This window comes from Arcticibacter sp. (assembly GCF_045629565.1).
Classification (GTDB): Bacteria; Bacteroidota; Bacteroidia; order Sphingobacteriales; family Sphingobacteriaceae; genus Arcticibacter.
The window spans coordinates 1-16,702 of sequence record NZ_JAZQRL010000093.1 but is presented as its reverse complement, the minus strand read 5'-3'; the positions used below and the strand labels follow the sequence as shown (position 1 = coordinate 16,702).

The window sequence follows — 16,702 nt, the reverse complement described above, 5'->3', positions numbered from 1 at the left end:
CGAATGAGCTTATAAACTAAGAAGGAGTACCAAAGTGGTACTCCTTCTTAGTTTAAACGATCCTGCAAAACAAACCCTTCAAATACTCACCCTCAGGAAATGATGACCTCACCGGGTGATCTTCCGGCTGACAGAATTGGTATATATACTGAACTTCCTTTCCTGCGTCCAGGGCCGCCCATGCCAGTATCTGTTTAAAGTGACTGATATCAACAGCGCCGGAGCACGAAAACGTTGCCAGTAACCCGCCGCTGTTTAAAAGCCCCATTGCCATCCTGTTTAGATCCTTATACGCCCTTGAAGCTTTGTCAAGTGAAGAACGTGAAGGTGCATACTTAGGCGGGTCCAGTACGATCATATCAAACTTCTGGCCTTCCTCTTTCAAAGCACGAAGATACTTGTTCACATCTGATTGCACTGCAATATGTCTATCCTCACCAAAGCTATTCAGCACCATATTTTGCCTCAACGTTTCCACAGCGAGTGCAGAGCTGTCTACGCTTACCACTTCAGCCGCACCATTCTTTAAAGCATTTAAAGTAAATCCTCCCGAATACGAAAAGCAATCAAGCACTCTTTTGCCTTTTGCATATCCTGCAACTATTCTGCGGTTCTCCCGCTGATCACAAAAGAACCCTGATTTTTGACCCTCTGCGATGTTGATATGATATCTTAATCCGTTCTCTATCACCTCTACAAACTGAGGCGGCTCCTCACCATAGAGAATTCCGAAGGAAGCATCCATACCGTCATGTGCTCTCGCGGATGCATCGCTTCGATCAAATACTCCCTTTACTTTTAAGAGACTAACAAGCTCATCTACAATTACATCCTTCATCTTTTCAATGCCCGATGTCAGAATCTGCACCGAAAGATAGTCGGCATACCGATCCACAATCAGGCCCGGCAAAAAATCAGCCTCACTGAAAATCAGCCTGCACGTATTGGTCTCAGCCGACGCCAGCAAATCCTGCCGTGCAGAGACCGCCCTTTGAATCCTCGACCTCCACCACGACTCGTCAATTGTGACCTCTTGGTTCCACTCCAGGAGGCGCACAGCCACGCGCGACTGGTCGTTATAAAACCCTTTTGCCAGGAATTCTCCCGAATGATCCCTTACATCTACTATATCGCCGTTCTCCGGCTTTCCTTTTATATGTTCAATTGCTCCCGAAAATATCCACGGATGCAATTGACGCACTGCTTTTTCTTTTCCTTTTTTAAGACGCACTTCCGACATAGGATCAAAGGTAACACGATCACGCCAATTTATCGTAATACTACTACATTTGCCTATGGACGAGATTACCTGGAACGACTTTGAAAAAGTAGAACTCCGGATAGGGACAATCCTGGAGGCAATCCCATATCCCGAAGCGCGAAAGCCCGCTTACAAAATAAAGGCCGACTTTGGCGTTTTTGGAATCAAGTGGAGCAGCGCACAAATCACGAAACTGTATTCCCCTGAGGAGTTAACAGGCCGGCAAATCATCGGCGTAATAAACTTTCCCAGGAAGCAGATCGGCAAATTCATATCCGAATTTCTGGTCACTGGTTTTGAGAATGAAAACGGTGATATCGCTCTGGCGGCCGTCGAGAGACCTGTCCCTAACGGCTCAAAATTAATTTAAAGACCACTTTTATTATGAAATATATAAGCTTTACCGATGACCCCGTAACGGTGCCTGATGAGATCTTCATGAAGGAAGCCTTAAAAGAAGCCCAAAAAGCCCTCGAACAAGATGAGGTTCCTATCGGTGCCGTGATCGTCAGCAAAGGCAAAATTATTGGCCGGGGACACAACCTTACCGAACGGCTCAACGACGTAACCGCACATGCCGAGATGCAGGCTTTCACCGCCGCCGCCAGCTATCTGGGAGGTAAATACCTTAAAGACTGCACCCTGTATGTCACTATTGAACCTTGCGTGATGTGTGCCGGAGCATCATACTGGACACAAATCAGCCGGATCGTATATGGTGCAGAAGACGAGAAAAGAGGCTTCAGTAAGATCAACACGATCATTACACACCCCAAGACAGAGATCACCTCCGGCGTCATGCAACAGCAGTGCGCTACACTCATAAAAGACTTCTTCCTGAAGAAAAGAAAGTAAATTGACACTGCACTGAACAAAACACTTCTACAAAAGTTATATTTGTAGAGCTTAAAATTTTAACTCATAAAACGTAATATTATGGCTTTTGAACTTCCTGCGTTACCATACGCAACTGATGCCCTTGAACCAAATATCGATAAAGCAACTATGGAGATCCACCATGGCAAACATCACCAGGCTTATGTCGACAATTTGAATAAAGCTATCGCTGGTACCGAAGCTGAAGGTAAAACAATCGAAGAAATATTAGCGAATATCTCTTCTTATGCTCCTGCTGTTCGTAACAACGGCGGTGGACATTACAACCATAGCTTGTTCTGGACTATTCTAGGTCCTAATGGCGGTGGCGAACCTACAGGTGAGCTGGCTGAAGCGATCAACGAGGCTTTCGGTTCATTCGAAGATTTCAAAAAGAAGTTCGCTGAAGCCGGAGCAACCCGCTTCGGATCAGGATGGGCTTGGTTATCGATCTCTTCTGAAGGAAAACTTCAGGTTTCATCAACTCCGAATCAGGACAATCCCCTAATGGATGTTGCCGAAGTCAAAGGAACACCAATCCTTGGCCTTGACGTATGGGAGCATGCTTATTACCTGAAATATCAGAACAGACGCCCTGAATATATAGCGGCTTTCTGGAACGCAGTGAACTGGTCTGCAGTTGCTGAGCGCTTCAAAAAATAAGTTCTAAAAACATTTAATGAAAAGTAGTGTACTTAATCGTATACTACTTTTTTTATGGAAAAGAAAATAACATTCCTCTCAGCACTATTTTTTATCAGCATGCTATCAAGCTGCGAGCTTGTCGGAGACATCTTCAAAGCAGGCGCCTATGTCGGAATATTCATGGTTGTGGCCGTGCTCATCCTGATATACTGGTTGTTCAGCTTCTTCAGAAGAAGATAAAATACCGGAAGGCTGCACCATTTACATAAAGCCTTCCAGTATTTCTTTTTTGGAATTGCTTATCATCTCTTCTGGTAACGATTCTACGATTTCCTTCTCCAGAGCAGATATAATACCGCGCTTCAGGAAGTTGCGGTGAGTAACAATACTTATCTCCCTGGCAGGCACAGGATCTTTGAAGCGTCTTACCCGTTTCATCTCTTCCTTATTAAGATCCAGAATGCTAAGCTCAGGCAACACGGTTACCCCTGTGTTGATGTCCACCATTCGCTTAAGCGTCTCAACGCTCCCCGTATTGTATTCAAATGGCTTAAGCTTATTGCCTTCTGCTTTCTTACTACACAAATTCAGCACCTGGTTTCGCATGCAATGACCTTCATTAAGCAGCCAAAGATCATTCGGATCAATATCTTCCGCAGTAACGCTGCGCTTGTTCAAAACCCCATTACCCTTTGAAGCATAAACCGCGAAAGCCTCATAAAACAAGGGAAGCTCATTCAGCGTCTTATCATCCAGGGGGGTCGACAATATCCCGCAGTCCAGCAAACCCACCTTCAGTTTCTGCACGATCTGCTCTGTCGTGTACTCCCAAATCAGCAGTTGCACCTTCGGATATTTTTCAGTGAACCTGGTGATGATCTTAGGTAACAGATAAGGTGCAACTGTCGGAATCACGCCCACTTTAATGACTCCGCTCAACTCTTTCTTATAAGAATTGATGATTTCATTCAGATTATCAGCTTCCGCGAGCAATACCCTTGCCTGATCGATAACCGAAATACCTATTTCAGTAGGGACCACCGGCTGCTTGCTCCGGTCAAAAAGAATCACACCCAATGTATCTTCCAGTTTCTGAATCTGCATACTTAACGTGGGCTGCGTTACAAAGCACTTATCTGCGGCGATAACAAAGTTCCGGTAAGTATCCACTGCAACGATATATTCTAATTGAACAAGGGTCATATAAGCAAAATCTATGAAGTAATAACAAATATCGATTTTTTCCATCCATTTAAAAGGATGATCTTTATCAGACAAACAAGAAAGGACATTTCTAATACAAAGTACATGGCTAACAATAAGCAAAAACTTACAACTGCATCCGGAATACCTTATTACGAGAATGAAAACTCGATGACTGCGGGTCCAAGAGGACCAGTGCTGCTCCAGGATTTCATACTTCATGAAAAGATGGCGCACTTTAACAGGGAACGGATTCCCGAACGCGTCGTCCATGCAAAAGGCTCCGGTGCATACGGAACTTTCACTGTTACACACGATATCACTCCATATACCAGAGCGAAAGTCTTCAGTGAGATGGGGAAACAAACGCGGGTATTCCTCCGATTCTCCACTGTAGGCGGAGAGAGAGGCTCGGCAGATACAGAGCGTGACCCCCGGGGGTTCGCCCTCAAATTCTATACAGAAGACGGAAACTGGGATCTCGTGGGCAACAACACCCCCGTGTTTTTTGTTAAGGACGCCAAAAAGTTCAGCGATTTCATTCACACCCAGAAGAGAGATCCTTACACAAACTGCAAGAGCGCAACCATGATGTGGGATTTCTGGTCGCTCAACCCTGAAAGCCTTCACCAGGTTACCATCCTGATGAGCGATCGAGGAACCCCTTACAGCTATCGTCATATGCATGGATTCGGCAGCCATACCTTTTCCATGATCAACAAAGACGGCGAGCGCAATTGGGTTAAGTTCCACTTCAAAACTTTGCAGGGAATCAAAAACTTTACCGATGCTGAAGCTGCTGCCCTGCGCGGTACTGATCCGGATTGGGCACAGCGCGACCTGGTACAATCTATCGAAAAAGGCGAATTCCCGCAGTGGGCGCTTAAAATTCAGATTATGTCTGAGAAGCAAGCTGCAGCGTTTCGCTGGAATCCGTTTGACCTCACCAAAACCTGGCCTCAGGGAGACTTCCCTTTAATCGACGTAGGCATCCTGGAGCTGAACGAAAACCCCGACAATTATTTCGCTCATGTAGAGCAGGCTGCGTTTGCTCCGGCCCATGTAGTAGACGGAATTGGCTTCTCACCAGACAAAATGCTTCAGGGAAGGATCTTATCCTACACCGATGCCCAACGCTACCGCCTCGGAACAAACTATGAGCACATCCCGGTAAACCGCTGCCCCTATATGGTCAGCAACTACCAGCGTGACGGCGCCATGCGCATGGACGGAAACGGTGGATCTTCGCCTAACTATTTCCCTAACAGTTTCGACAATATAGAAGCCGACCCTGCTTACAAAGAGCCCGGCTTGCCTATCGAAGCGACCACAGCTGACTGGTATGACCGCAATGCGGAAGGAGAGAACGACCATTACACCCAACCGGGCGATCTCTACAGGCTGCTGAGCGCAACGGATAAAGCGAATCTGATCTCGAACATTGTAGGTTCTATGAGTGGCATTGAGGGGCCCAAAAGAGAGGAAATCATAAACCGACAGCTATGCCACTGGTTCAGGGCCGACATAAGCCTTGGAATTGGTGTTGCGAAAGGTCTGAAAATTGATCTGGATGCGGTGATGAAACAAATGCCGGCATAAACATAAAAAAAACCGCCTGGGTGAATCAGGCGGTTTTTTTTATGTCTTATTCTACCGTAACCGACTTTGCCAGATTACGCGGCTGGTCTACATTGCAGCCCCGCAGGACAGCAATGTGGTAAGATAATAACTGTAGTGGTATTGTCGCCAGAAGCGGCAGGTAGGCTTCATTACAAGCAGGTATTTCAATAGTATAGTCTACCATCTCCTTAACCGTCTTGTCGCCCTCTGTTACGATAGCGATGACCTTACCTTTTCTTGCTTTTACTTCCTGTATATTACTGATCACCTTTTCGTATGAAGAATTCTTTGTTGCAATAAACACAACAGGCATATCTTCGTCGATCAAAGCGATCGGTCCATGTTTCATCTCTGCCGCAGGGTAGCCTTCAGCATGTATATAAGAGATCTCTTTCAGCTTCAGTGCACCCTCGAGTGCAACAGGGAAACCGCTGCCGCGACCCAGGAACAGGCAGTTGGATGAGTCTTTAAACTTTTCAGCAATTTCCGCTATTTTCTCATCCGACTTAAGGGCCTGCTCGATAAGTGACGGTATTTCGTCCAGCTCCGTAAGCATGCTTACCAGATCCGATTGCTTAATAGTTCCGCGCTGTTGAGCCATATACAAGGCCATCAGCGTTAATACCGTAACCTGTGCAGTGAAAGCTTTTGTCGAAGCCACACCAATCTCCGGACCCGCATGCGTATATACCCCCGCATCAGTAATCCTCGGAATAGATGAACCTACTACATTACAAATACCGAAAATAGTTGCACCCCGCTCTTTCGCCAACTCAATGGCAGCCATCGTGTCTGCCGTTTCACCCGACTGTGAAATCGCAATAACGATATCCTTCTCAGAAATGATCGGGTTACGGTATCTGAATTCTGAAGCATATTCAACCTCTACCGGAATCCTTGCATACTCTTCAATCAGGTATTCACCTACCAGGCCAGCATGCCAGGAAGTCCCGCATGCGATAACCACTATGCGTTCAACATTCTTCAGTTTGTCGGCATAATCTTTTATTCCGCCAAGCTGAACTTTTCCCTCGTTCGGATAGATCCGACCACGCATACAGTCCCGTACAGAACGCGGCTGCTCATAGATTTCCTTAAGCATAAAGTGCTCAAAGCCGCCCTTCTCCAGCATCTCCAGCTGCAGTGACAGTTCCTGAATGTAAGGTGTCTGAATAATATTATCGATAGTTTTCACTACCAGCTCATCACGCTTAACCAGCGCAATCTGCGAGTCTTTCAGATAAATAACGTTCTTAGTGTACTCTACTATAGGAGTCGCATCGGAGGCAATGAAATATTCACCTTCGCCTACGCCGATCACCATCGGACTTCCCTTCCTGGCAGCAATAAGCTGATCAGGGCTATCCTGACTCATGATCACAATCGCATAGGCACCTATAACTTCATTTAAAGCCAGGCGCACAGCTTCTAACAAGTCAGTGGTATCACTATGAATGTCTTCTATCAGGTGGATAAGAACCTCGGTATCCGTATCACTACTGAATACATGGCCCTTTGCCTGCAGAGCTTCCTTAATGACAGAATAGTTCTCGATAATGCCGTTATGAATAATGGAAAGCTTTCCATCTCCCGAGCGGTGCGGGTGAGAGTTCCGGTCAGATGGCGCCCCGTGGGTAGCCCAACGGGTATGTCCCATCCCTGTTGTCCCCGACCGGTCTTCATGTAGTGTATGAGCCTCCAGATCGGAAACCTTTCCGGCCTTTTTGTGGATTTTTAACCCACCGTTCATTAACGCAATACCAGCACTGTCATAGCCCCGGTATTCTAATCGCTTAAGCCCTTTAATAACAATATCCCAGGCATCGCGATGGCCTATATATCCAACAATTCCACACATAAATAATGAATAAGATCAAGGGGAGCGAAATTATAAAAAAAAAATGCAGAACATGGCAAAGCCTGATATTAATCAGGCTTTGTGTAATAAATGTTCAGTTTTATCTTTAAATTCTCGTGGTTATTTCCTGCTAATACAGATCGTGCTGCTGTAGTGATAACAGGCGAAATATTCGCCGTTTGCGTATTGAGGAAATTCACATCCACCGGCGCTATGTAAGTGTTATATTGCTTATCTTTTCCATTCACCAGGTTTTGTATATACGAGCTGACATTGAACACATATCGCTTCTTGTCTGTATCGTATGGGGTGCCCAGAAAAGACACCTGATCGGCAACCTGACGCTGTCCGGCAATATCCGTACGGTAAAGTGTCAATCGTGGCAGCGGCTTAAATATGGTTTCGGTACCAGGCTCTACATATACCACAAGCTCAGCCTTATTAATCGCAATTTTACCAAGCGCACGCAGCGCATCCAGATTCGTAAACGAAATTTTCGTACGTAAGCCAGCAAGTGGTTGCGTGTAAACCGTACTGAAAGATTGCTCCGGATTATTCAGCTGAGCCTGCACTACAGTCCCTGCATAATTATGCCTGATCGCTGCAGAAGTTGTTGTATGCGACACGCCAAAAACCACTTTATTCGTATCAACTGTTGTGCCGGTCGTGTTCTTGTAATACAACTCCAGTCCGCTTACATTCGCCGTTGCAAGGTCAAAATAGGCGATGCCACCTCTTCCATCGGGTTGTTGTTTGCTAACCCTCACGTACAGACCTTTAATATGGCTCTGAAACGCAGCGGCATTGGCAAAGCTGGCAGATGGAGCATTCAGAAAATACGCTCTCATAAACTCGGGTGTCATCTTAATCCGGATCTGTGGAACCACCTTCAGAGCAGTATCCGGTGCCCCCTTAACAATCTGGTTAACAAATATGCTGTCGTTCCATCTGAAACGATTTACGTTCGGTGCTGATCCGATAACTGTAGTACTGTCATAGTCCCACTTCCGGTTCGTATAGTAGCCCGATGTAGGAATATAATTTTCCTTCAGCTGATGAACCGTAACACTATAAGTTGTGTTCGTTGAATCGCCAAAGAAACCCTTTCCATATTTCAAAACCAGGACACCCGAATCCAATGATGCCGTTTCACCAAAAGCAGGCGTTGCCGAAGGCAAGGATATGCCCATAGCCAAAGCCGCATCAGTAGTTCCCAGCACCGGGTCGCTCATCGATCCCGCAGGATACTGAGGCTGATTGGAAGCCAGAATACTATCCTCCCGAACGGTTACAGTGCTTATATCATAGTCTTCAATATATTTACTGTTGATCGTATCGTTAGGGTTAATGTCCAGTCCAACACTATCTGTCTTCTGGCAACTGCTAAAAGCGATAAGACTTACAAAAATGAATAAGCCCCTGCTTAAATAATTCATATGTATAAAATAATTCTTTGTCATTCAATATTTCGCGCTAAGATATAGATTTTAGTTTTCTTTTCATGCTTTGTTGAAGCTTGTCAAAGATAGGCTACACAGACCACTTCTGTTGTTAAAAACTGTTAACCAGGACTTCCGTTTTCCGCGCCTTAAGTTAAAGTCTGTTAAAGAAACGGACTTTGACGAACAAAAGTCTACACCATCTGATCATTTCCCATGGCGGTGGTGAACACAAAGTCTATAATGCAAAAAGGCTGTCACGCATTACGAGACAGCCTTTCCATTTCCTTTATTAGCTTTCTAAGCTAAAGACGCCAATTCCTCATTGTGCATCTCTTCATAGAGATTAAAGTAATTTTCAAAATCAGCCGTAGCATCATAAGTCAATACCGGCTTATCGGTAGCTTCAACCACCTTCAGTACTGCCGGGTGGGTATTAGGTCCGCCCAATACAACAGCATCCGAATAAGATATGGCACCTAAATGCATCGCTTCACAACTTCCGTCTCCGTAAGGTACCAGATGAGATGCGTCCATTCCGCTCATAATTGCCTTCTTTGCAAAATCAGCGTTTAACTTTTCGCTGAAGCAATTGTCATACACAGAATACACAATCTTAGCTGTTTTAAAAGTCGGATCGTCCTTGTAGGTCGTCTTCATGTAAACGGGAACCAGAGAACTCATCCATCCATGGCAATGTACCACATCAGGCGACCAACCTAATTTCTTAACCGTCTCCAATGCTCCTTTACAGAAAAAGATTGTACGCTCATCGTTGTCTTCGTAAAACTTATTATTATTGTCCCTGAAAACATGTTTACGCTGAAAGTATTCTTCGTTATCCAAAAAATACACCTGCATGCGAGCTGAAGGAATTGATGCGACTTTAATGATCAACGGGTTATCGTTTTCATCAATGATGATGTTCATTCCTGATAGACGGATAACTTCATGCAGACGATTACGACGTTCATTGATGTTGCCAAAACGAGGCATTAAAATGCGGATTTCAAACCCTTTGTCTTGCATCGCTTGCGGAAGTTTCCGCGTTATCTCAGAAATTTTTGTTAACTCGAGGAAAGGCGACATCTCGTGAGTAATAAACAGTAACTTCGTTTTTGCCATCTCCAAATGTTAAATTTTATGAAAGAATTTGGGACTGCAAATATACATATATATTATGACATATCAATGAATTACGCAATAGCCTTTGATATAATTGCAGGATTTCACACCTTTGCAGCGGCATTTTCATTATCGTATTAATTAAAAAAAGCTTGAATATTAAGAAATTCACAAGCCATTCAAAGGTAAATGCCAGGTCATTCTATTTTAACTCTGCCTTAACATGCTCAGCCGTTAAAATTCGTCTTAAAAAAATTGAAAATTGAAAATCTTCACCTCGAAATCCGAACTTTCAGACGCGCTTCAAGATCTTAAAGCACAGAAAAAGCAGATTGGCTTAGTCCCTACAATGGGAGCACTGCATGATGGTCATACCTCACTCATCAATATAGCCAGACAACAAACAGATGTCGTTGTCTGCAGCATATTTGTAAACCCTACGCAGTTCACAGATCCCCTGGACCTGGAGAAATATCCCCGAACTGTCGAAGACGATATCAAAAAACTGGAAGACGCAGGGTGCGACATACTTTTTCTCCCTGAAGTTGCCGAGATGTATAGTCAGAACGAAAAGTGGACGATCGACCTCGGTTATCTGGAAACCATTCTCGAGGGACAATCACGTCCGGGGCACTATCAGGGTGTCACGCAGATTGTTTACAAGCTGTTCCAGATCACATCTCCCGACAAAGCGTTTTTTGGCCAGAAAGATTACCAGCAGGTATTGGTGATTAAAAGAATGGTCTCCATCTTCCAGCTGCCTGTTGAGCTTGTGATGTGCCCTATACAACGCAGCCAGGAAGGCCTGGCGCTGAGTTCAAGAAATATTCATTTGTCGCCTGAGGAAAAACGCCAGGCTTACGCCATCAGTCGCGCGCTATTTAAAATGAAGGAGCACGCATCCGGCGCCCATCCCGAAAAGTTGAAGGAGATTGGCCTCCATGTTTTAAACCAGGAGCCCGAAATCAAGCTTGACTACTGTGAAATCCTCGATAAAGACACACTCAAACAACCAGGCGAAGGAACATCAGGTCTCGTGGCCCTCATCGCGGCATCAGTCGGACAGACACGCCTCATCGATAATATGATTTTAAATTAACACGAGGTATGATACCAAACTACAACTCTTTCAATACCTTTTGTTAATTTTGCATTATGATTATTCAAGTTTTGAAGTCAAAGATACACCGGGTGAAGGTGACTCAGGCGGAATTGAATTATGTAGGAAGTATCACTATTGATGAAGACTTAATTGATGCTGCCAATATCATTCCTAATGAGAAGGTACAGATCGTGAACAATAACAACGGCGCTCGCTTTGAAACCTATGTGATCAAGGGCGAAAGAGGCTCAGGTATTGTTTGTTTAAATGGCTCTTGTGCCCGTCTTGCTCAGGTAGGAGACATCATCATTGTGATGTCTTATGGACAGCTCAGCATAGAAGAAGGAAAAAAATACCAGCCCATTCTGATATTCCCTGATGACAATAACCGTCTGATAAAGTAATAGTCCCTAGCTTAAATAAGTACTTATGAACAATCTGGAAACCCTCAATAATAAGATACTTAGCCTGCCGGAGATCCTTAAGTCAGTAAAGATCTGGAAATTTCTGGGCAAAAAAATAGTCTTTACCAACGGCTGTTTCGATCTTTTGCATCTCGGACATATTGACTATCTGGCTCAGGCTGCCTCTTTGGGAAACAAATTGATTGTCGGTTTGAACACCGATGCTTCAGTCTCCAGAATTAAGGGACCCGCCAGGCCAATTACCGACCAACAGTCGCGTGCCTCCCTCATCGCAGCACTTTTCTTCGTAGACGCAGTCGTGTTTTTCGATGAGCCCACACCGGCGGACCTCATCTCCGCTATAAAGCCTGATATACTGGTTAAGGGCGCCGATTACACCGTAGATCAGATTGTAGGAGCTGATACCGTTCTCTCCTACGGTGGCGAAGTAAAAACCATTCCCTTGATAGAAGGTTATTCAACTACCGCTATAGAAAAGAAAATACGTAGTCAACAATAGTCTATTGATCATTAATAAGGGTTTAGATGCTTCCAAAAAACGTCCATAAGCTGGCAGTTCTGCTGTCGTTCCTGACGGTGACCATTCTCTCCTGCCGAAATAAGAACAAGGATTTTCCAGCCGGAACATGGAGAGCAACAATACAAAACGAATCCGGAACGGAAGTACCTTTCAATTTCGAAGTAACCGACTCTTCGGGAGTAAAAAAGCTCTATATTTTAAACGCAGATGACCGTCTGCTGGTCGACGATATTCAGGTCAATAACGACTCTGTAAACATCAGGCTTCCTTTGTTTGATTCAGAGATCAAGGCTGCACTTACATCGGATGGCTTCAAAGGGAAATGGATAAGACACCTCGTGGACAATGACGTCGCCATGGAGATCAAGGCCCGGAAAAATGTCAGCTATCGCTTCTTCAAAGACAATCCCGACTCCCCCAATCAGCTTAGCGGACGATGGTCTACCACAATCATCAGCCAGGATAACAGCGATACCACCATTGCTGTCGGCGAATTCCGCCAGGAAAAATCCCGTGTAACAGGCTCATTTCTCACCAGTACCGGCGACTACCGGTTCCTTGAAGGCGCTGTATCCAGCGGCCGGCTGTTTCTATCAGCCTTCGACGGATCCAACTGTATGTTGTTCACCGGAACGATAGACGGCAACACCATCACTGACGGCAAGTTCTATTCAGGCTTATCTACAGTCCGCAACTGGTCCGCCCGGAGAGACGAACAGGCCATTCTTCCCGATGCCTATACCCTGACGAACCTGAAACCCGGCTACTCAAACCTGTCGTTCCGTTTCTTTGACCTTGACGACAATCCCATATCGCTGACAGACCCACGTTATGAAGGCAAAGTTGTCATCGTTAGCTTCCTCGGTTCCTGGTGCCCCAACTGCATGGATGAGACAGCCTATCTCACTAATTTTTACAAAGCGTACAAAGACAAAGGAGTTGAAGTCATCGGACTCGCCTATGAGCGGACAAATGATATCGAAAGATCAAAAAAGAGCCTCGAACAACTGCGTAAGCGGTTTAATGTAAGCTACCCGATCCTTCTAACCGGCTATACAAACAAAGAAGTGTTAAAGAGCATGCCCGAGCTGAACGAGTTTAAAGCATTTCCTACCACCATCATCATTGACAAGCAAGGTAAAGTAAATAAAATACATACCGGATTCAGCGGACCGGGCACCGGCAAACACTATACTGAATACGTCAACGAGTTCGAAAACCATATCAACAACCTGCTTGCAGCTAAATAATACGAAGATATCATGACCGCGCTGAGCAAAAAGCGTGTATTATTGCTCATGAAAGTCTCATTACCGTTAAAAAACAAATTGTTCCGATGAAAAACAGTCTCCTGATGCGCTGTTCACTAATGGCAGCGCTCTTCCTAGGCTCTTGTTCCAGTACACAAAAAGTCTCTCTCGATCCGATCTCCGTACATGGAGCCAGACATGGTTCGAATATCTACCAGGCTAGCTATACCCGCCTGACCGACATCATCCATACCAGCCTGGACCTCAAACTGGATTGGGACAGCGCCTATGTCATGGGTCGTGCAATCATCGAGGCCAAACCATACAATTACCCCCTGTCGGAAGTTGTTCTCGACGCCAAGGGATTCAGGATCAACCAGGTATCTCTCATCGAAGGCTATGATAACAAACCGCTTAAATACACATACAACAATAAAAAGCTAACCATCAACCTGGACCAAACGTACACCGATAAGCAAAAGTTCAAGATCCAGATTGATTATGTGGCCATGCCGGAGAAGCTGAAGATCGGCAAAGATATCGACGGCCCGGGAAGTAAGGGATTTTATTTCGTCAACCGAGATAATTCCGAACCTGGCAAGCCGAGGCAGTTCTGGACCCAGGGAGAAACGCAAAACAACTCCTGCTGGTTTCCTACAATAGATGATCCGCAGGAAAAGATGACCCAGGATATCAGTATCACCCTCCCCGAAGGTATGGTTTCCTTATCAAACGGGCTTCTCGACTTCTCTACCGACAACGGTGATGGCACCCATACCGACAATTGGCGTCAGGAGCTCCCTCACTCCACCTATCTGACCATGCTCGCCGGCGGCGAGTTCCAGATTGCAAAAGACTCCTGGAGAGATAAAGAAGTAAGCTACTATATGGAACCCAAATTCGCTGATCATGCGAAACTGATCTTTGGCAAGACACCCGAGATGATGGAGTTCTTTTCCAACAAGTTGAAAATGGAGTATCCCTGGGAAAAATACGCCCAGATCGTACTGCGCGACTTCACCGGAGGAGCTATGGAAAATACCACAGCCACAACATTTTTCGAAGGCATGAACATGACTCCTGCTGAGTATCTGGATGAAAATCATGAAGACATTATTTCCCATGAGCTCTTCCATCACTGGTTTGGCAACCTGGTGACCTCCGAATCATGGGCTAACCTTCCGCTTAACGAATCTTTTGCTACCTACGGAGAATATCTGTGGAATGAACATAAATATGGCCGCGATGAAGCCGACTATAAAGGCTGGAACGACGCAAACGCTTATTTTAACACCGAACAGGCCAGGCAAGCAGATGTGATCCGCTTCAATTATCCTGACAGGGAGCAGATGTTCGACGTCGTTAGCTACCAGAAAGGGGGGCGGATCCTGCACATGCTACGTAAAACAGTTGGCGATGAAGCGTTTTTTGAAAGTCTGACGCTCTATCTGAAGCGGCATTCTTATAAAACTGCAGAAATCCATGACCTTCGTCTAGCCTTTGAGGAAGTTACGGGAAAAGACCTTAACTGGTTCTTCAACCAATGGTTTCTGGCATCGGGAAATCCCGAGCTGGAGGTTTTAACTCATTATGACGTAACGACCAGGAAAGCGACTGTAACGGTAAAGCAAATCCAGCCGCTCACCACATCGCCGATGTATCGTCTACCTGTAAAAATCGATTTCTACGTTAATGGCAAGATCGAAAGTAAGCAAGTAGTGATAGATAAGGCTGAGCAGAGCTTTTCGTTTGATATGCCACAAGAACCCGAACTGATCAATTTCGACGCTGAAAAATACCTCTTGGCCACCAGGAAAGAGAATAAAACCATCGCTCAATATGCTGTTCAATATCAACAAGCGCCTTTGTTCCTCGACAGGATGGAGGCATTGCTTGCCATAACCAAAGTACCAGGAGATAAGTTATCTGCCCCTCTTATCATCAGCGCCATGAACGATAAACACTGGGCCATCCGTCGCCTCGCGGTAAAATCGATCGCATTATTAAATAAGGAAGCACAGGCATCGGCACATGATAAAGTAAAAGATCTTGCATTAACCGATGCCCGTTCCTATGTGAGGGCTTCTGCCATCCAGGTATTGAGGAAAGTATACAAGGCTGAAAAGACTGATGAGATCCTCAGTAAAGCTCAGCGGGATGTATCACCGTCTGTAGTAAAAGCGCTATCTGAATAAAAGCACATCCCCATCCAGATAACTGTGAGCTGTCTGGACGGGGGTGTGCTTTGGCATTATTTAAGCTGCCGAGATGTGAGATATTCGGCGTCAGCGATCGCGATCACTGGTAAGTGAGCTAAAAACCATCTTGATAACAGCAAGGATGAGGGCGAAAAGCAGAGCAGCCCAGAAGCCGTCAGTTTCAAAACCTTTCATCATCGCGTCTACCAGTAACACCATTAAGACGGTGATGACAAACGACATCAGACCCAGGGTCAGAATGTTAACAGGAAAAGTAAAAATGCGAAGTAGGGTACCAACAGTCGCATTTACAAGCGCTAGCAGGATCCCGGCTATAAGAGCACTAAGAAATCCGTCAACCCTAACGCCGGGAGAGAGGAAAGCCGCTACTGAAACCGCTATTCCTGTAAGCAAAAGTTCAATGATGATTCTCATATTTTTGTAGTTAAAGTGGGTTCGGGATAAAAAAATAGAATCAAAAAGATTATAGAATCCTGCACAGATACTATTATCATACACAAAATTGATGGTGAATAAATTTTGTTAACACCTCGATCTATGCTTAAAAGTAAAAATATAGAATTTTCGTCGATGCGGATGACTTTTATAAAAGAATGTGAATCAGAGGTTAAAAAGAATCCCCGCCACGGCGGATTCTTGCATCGACGATTTTTCCTCCCTCGTTCGTGAATAATACTATTCTGAAATAATAGAAGTGAGCTCGCTTGGTCTCCGCAATGACAACGTTTATATGCAGGCGATAAGAGGCGCAGATTCTCCCGGGATCAGTCCGACCTGGGGTATGAAAAGTCGGACTTTTGACTGGCTTTTCACTGGTTGTCTCCACTTGCATACCGACGATGTATACTCCTGCATATAAAGACGTTCTATCCTGTTCCCCTTGTCTTTTTAGTGCAAAATCGGCTCAATTCCGGAAGATTTTGGAAAAAATCGCAAAAAAATCGTCACCAGCCTTTCCGCTGCTCTACCTTGTTCTGCAAAAAGAAATAGCGTTATGGCAAAAGTAGACAACAAAGGCAGGGTACGGGGCACGGCAGGTCCCGTCGTTTATCGCGGGTACCGCGGTATGACCATCATGCAGGGGAAACCCCGCACATTCAAGCAGACCAGCGCCAGCCTCCGTGCCTCCACGGAGTTCGGTCTTTCCAGCACCACGGCG

Annotated in this window: 18 protein-coding genes; 10 read left to right on the top strand and 8 right to left on the bottom strand. The window is 45.3% G+C overall.

Translation table 11 applies throughout. The features are described from left to right. Positions 1-52: 52 nt before the first annotated feature. Positions 53-1,240, bottom strand: coding sequence for a class I SAM-dependent rRNA methyltransferase (locus ACKI5J_RS11340; protein ID WP_407429560.1), 1,188 nt, complete (start codon positions 1,238-1,240; stop codon positions 53-55). Positions 1,241-1,295: 55 nt separating this feature from the next. On the opposite strand from ACKI5J_RS11340, the gene ACKI5J_RS11335 reads away from it, so the two are divergent. The 4 genes from ACKI5J_RS11335 to ACKI5J_RS11320 all read left to right on the top strand — a co-directional run bounded on the left by ACKI5J_RS11335 (position 1,296) and on the right by ACKI5J_RS11320 (position 3,022). Beyond that, on the top strand, positions 1,296-1,631 hold the full coding sequence (locus ACKI5J_RS11335) for a tRNA-binding protein (RefSeq protein ID WP_407429558.1): 336 nt from the start codon (positions 1,296-1,298) through the stop codon (positions 1,629-1,631). Between the two features lie 14 nt (positions 1,632-1,645). Next, the gene (locus ACKI5J_RS11330; protein ID WP_407429556.1) at positions 1,646-2,116 is read left to right on the top strand and encodes a nucleoside deaminase; all 471 of its coding nucleotides are present in this window, start codon (positions 1,646-1,648) and stop codon (positions 2,114-2,116) included. Between the two features lie 81 nt (positions 2,117-2,197). Then, a complete protein-coding gene (locus ACKI5J_RS11325) occupies positions 2,198-2,800 on the top strand; it encodes a superoxide dismutase (RefSeq protein WP_407429554.1) in 603 nt (200 codons plus the stop codon). 54 nt (positions 2,801-2,854) lie between these two features. Further along, entirely contained in the window at positions 2,855-3,022 is a 168-nt protein-coding gene (locus ACKI5J_RS11320) for a hypothetical protein (RefSeq protein ID WP_407429552.1), read from the top strand. Between the two features lie 21 nt (positions 3,023-3,043). On the opposite strand, the gene ACKI5J_RS11315 is transcribed toward ACKI5J_RS11320, so the two are convergent. After that, on the bottom strand, positions 3,044-3,985 hold the full coding sequence (locus ACKI5J_RS11315) for a LysR substrate-binding domain-containing protein (protein WP_407429655.1): 942 nt from the start codon (positions 3,983-3,985) through the stop codon (positions 3,044-3,046). 105 nt (positions 3,986-4,090) lie between these two features. Between ACKI5J_RS11315 and ACKI5J_RS11310 the strand changes: the two genes are divergently transcribed. Then, the gene (locus ACKI5J_RS11310) at positions 4,091-5,584 is read left to right on the top strand and encodes a catalase (protein WP_407429550.1); all 1,494 of its coding nucleotides are present in this window, start codon (positions 4,091-4,093) and stop codon (positions 5,582-5,584) included. 46 nt (positions 5,585-5,630) lie between these two features. Here the strand turns inward: ACKI5J_RS11310 and glmS are convergent, their stop codons facing one another. The 3 genes from glmS to ACKI5J_RS11295 all read right to left on the bottom strand — a co-directional run bounded on the left by glmS (position 5,631) and on the right by ACKI5J_RS11295 (position 10,027). Beyond that, positions 5,631-7,463: a glutamine--fructose-6-phosphate transaminase (isomerizing) gene (gene glmS / locus ACKI5J_RS11305; protein ID WP_407429548.1), complete on the bottom strand. Its 1,833-nt coding sequence runs from the start codon at positions 7,461-7,463 to the stop codon at positions 5,631-5,633. Positions 7,464-7,531: 68 nt separating this feature from the next. Then, positions 7,532-8,899 carry a DUF4270 family protein gene (locus ACKI5J_RS11300; protein WP_407429546.1) on the bottom strand — a complete coding sequence of 456 codons (1,368 nt, stop codon included), beginning with the start codon at positions 8,897-8,899 and terminating at the stop codon, positions 7,532-7,534. 303 nt (positions 8,900-9,202) lie between these two features. Further along, the gene (locus ACKI5J_RS11295; protein ID WP_407429544.1) at positions 9,203-10,027 is read right to left on the bottom strand and encodes a glycogen/starch synthase; all 825 of its coding nucleotides are present in this window, start codon (positions 10,025-10,027) and stop codon (positions 9,203-9,205) included. 262 nt (positions 10,028-10,289) lie between these two features. On the opposite strand from ACKI5J_RS11295, the gene panC reads away from it, so the two are divergent. The 5 genes from panC (at position 10,290) to ACKI5J_RS11270 (ending at position 15,519) form a co-directional block, all read left to right on the top strand. Then, positions 10,290-11,126 carry a pantoate--beta-alanine ligase gene (gene panC / locus ACKI5J_RS11290; protein ID WP_407429542.1) on the top strand — a complete coding sequence of 279 codons (837 nt, stop codon included), beginning with the start codon at positions 10,290-10,292 and terminating at the stop codon, positions 11,124-11,126. A 56-nt stretch (positions 11,127-11,182) separates the two neighbouring features. Further along, positions 11,183-11,533, top strand: a complete 351-nt coding sequence (gene panD, locus ACKI5J_RS11285) for an aspartate 1-decarboxylase (protein ID WP_407429540.1) — start codon at positions 11,183-11,185, stop codon at positions 11,531-11,533. A 25-nt stretch (positions 11,534-11,558) separates the two neighbouring features. Further along, positions 11,559-12,053 carry a D-glycero-beta-D-manno-heptose 1-phosphate adenylyltransferase gene (gene rfaE2 / locus ACKI5J_RS11280; protein ID WP_407429538.1) on the top strand — a complete coding sequence of 165 codons (495 nt, stop codon included), beginning with the start codon at positions 11,559-11,561 and terminating at the stop codon, positions 12,051-12,053. Positions 12,054-12,079: 26 nt separating this feature from the next. Then, positions 12,080-13,324, top strand: coding sequence for a TlpA disulfide reductase family protein (locus ACKI5J_RS11275; protein WP_407429536.1), 1,245 nt, complete (start codon positions 12,080-12,082; stop codon positions 13,322-13,324). An 86-nt stretch (positions 13,325-13,410) separates the two neighbouring features. Beyond that, entirely contained in the window at positions 13,411-15,519 is a 2,109-nt protein-coding gene (locus ACKI5J_RS11270; RefSeq protein WP_407429534.1) for a M1 family aminopeptidase, read from the top strand. Between the two features lie 90 nt (positions 15,520-15,609). Here the strand turns inward: ACKI5J_RS11270 and ACKI5J_RS11265 are convergent, their stop codons facing one another. The 3 genes from ACKI5J_RS11265 to ACKI5J_RS11255 form a co-directional block, all read right to left on the bottom strand. After that, positions 15,610-15,957 carry a phage holin family protein gene (locus ACKI5J_RS11265; RefSeq protein ID WP_407429532.1) on the bottom strand — a complete coding sequence of 116 codons (348 nt, stop codon included), beginning with the start codon at positions 15,955-15,957 and terminating at the stop codon, positions 15,610-15,612. A gap of 193 nt (positions 15,958-16,150) precedes the next feature. Beyond that, on the bottom strand, positions 16,151-16,375 hold the full coding sequence (locus tag ACKI5J_RS11260; protein ID WP_407429530.1) for a hypothetical protein: 225 nt from the start codon (positions 16,373-16,375) through the stop codon (positions 16,151-16,153). Between the two features lie 132 nt (positions 16,376-16,507). After that, positions 16,508-16,702, bottom strand: a 195-nt coding sequence (locus ACKI5J_RS11255) for a hypothetical protein (protein ID WP_407429528.1), incomplete at its 5' end; no start/stop codon positions are given.

What these genes read in the sequence shown, in the direction of transcription:
- ACKI5J_RS11340 (WP_407429560.1), bottom strand. Translation starts at nt 1,240, where the DNA reads ATGTCGGAAGTGCGTCTTAAAAAAGGAAAAGAAAAAGCAGTGCGTCAA.
- ACKI5J_RS11300 (WP_407429546.1), bottom strand. Translation starts at nt 8,899, where the DNA reads ATGAATTATTTAAGCAGGGGCTTATTCATTTTTGTAAGTCTTATCGCT.
- ACKI5J_RS11265 (WP_407429532.1), bottom strand. Translation starts at nt 15,957, where the DNA reads ATGAGAATCATCATTGAACTTTTGCTTACAGGAATAGCGGTTTCAGTA.
- ACKI5J_RS11335 (WP_407429558.1), top strand. Translation starts at nt 1,296, where the DNA reads ATGGACGAGATTACCTGGAACGACTTTGAAAAAGTAGAACTCCGGATA.
- ACKI5J_RS11270 (WP_407429534.1), top strand. Translation starts at nt 13,411, where the DNA reads ATGAAAAACAGTCTCCTGATGCGCTGTTCACTAATGGCAGCGCTCTTC.
- panD (WP_407429540.1), top strand. Translation starts at nt 11,183, where the DNA reads ATGATTATTCAAGTTTTGAAGTCAAAGATACACCGGGTGAAGGTGACT.
- ACKI5J_RS11330 (WP_407429556.1), top strand. Translation starts at nt 1,646, where the DNA reads ATGAAATATATAAGCTTTACCGATGACCCCGTAACGGTGCCTGATGAG.
- ACKI5J_RS11260 (WP_407429530.1), bottom strand. Translation starts at nt 16,375, where the DNA reads ATGCAAGTGGAGACAACCAGTGAAAAGCCAGTCAAAAGTCCGACTTTT.
- ACKI5J_RS11275 (WP_407429536.1), top strand. Translation starts at nt 12,080, where the DNA reads ATGCTTCCAAAAAACGTCCATAAGCTGGCAGTTCTGCTGTCGTTCCTG.
- glmS (WP_407429548.1), bottom strand. Translation starts at nt 7,463, where the DNA reads ATGTGTGGAATTGTTGGATATATAGGCCATCGCGATGCCTGGGATATT.
- ACKI5J_RS11295 (WP_407429544.1), bottom strand. Translation starts at nt 10,027, where the DNA reads ATGGCAAAAACGAAGTTACTGTTTATTACTCACGAGATGTCGCCTTTC.
- rfaE2 (WP_407429538.1), top strand. Translation starts at nt 11,559, where the DNA reads ATGAACAATCTGGAAACCCTCAATAATAAGATACTTAGCCTGCCGGAG.
- ACKI5J_RS11320 (WP_407429552.1), top strand. Translation starts at nt 2,855, where the DNA reads ATGGAAAAGAAAATAACATTCCTCTCAGCACTATTTTTTATCAGCATG.
- ACKI5J_RS11310 (WP_407429550.1), top strand. Translation starts at nt 4,091, where the DNA reads ATGGCTAACAATAAGCAAAAACTTACAACTGCATCCGGAATACCTTAT.
- ACKI5J_RS11315 (WP_407429655.1), bottom strand. Translation starts at nt 3,985, where the DNA reads ATGACCCTTGTTCAATTAGAATATATCGTTGCAGTGGATACTTACCGG.
- ACKI5J_RS11325 (WP_407429554.1), top strand. Translation starts at nt 2,198, where the DNA reads ATGGCTTTTGAACTTCCTGCGTTACCATACGCAACTGATGCCCTTGAA.